General features: G+C 64.1%; 1 pseudogene. It reads left to right on the plus strand.

Features of this window, described 5'->3' with window-relative positions:
- Positions 1-276: pseudogene (locus SB786_RS36135) on the plus strand (GGDEF domain-containing protein); the annotation flags it as partial.

Consider the following 276-nt stretch of genomic DNA (forward strand, 5'->3'; position numbering starts at 1 on the left):
GCAAGCCGTGGAACCACATGTGGTGGCTCGCGCATGCGATCTTCGCGGGCGGTTTCTTTCTGCTCAGCTACGGCGTCGTGCAGGCGTTGCAGTCCACCCGCTCGTTCTCCGCGATCTACAGCCAGGAAGACCTGATGAGCCGGCTGTCCGAATCGATGGCGCGCACCGAGAGCGCGCTGCAGGAACTGCGCCGCACGAACCAGAAGCTCGAATACATGGCGGCCACCGATCCGATGACCGGCGCATCGAATCGCCGCCAGTTCATCGCGCAGGTCG

The sequence above is a fragment of the Burkholderia sp. SIMBA_062 genome, assembly GCF_046534765.1.
Lineage (GTDB): Bacteria > Pseudomonadota > Gammaproteobacteria > Burkholderiales > Burkholderiaceae > Burkholderia > Burkholderia ambifaria.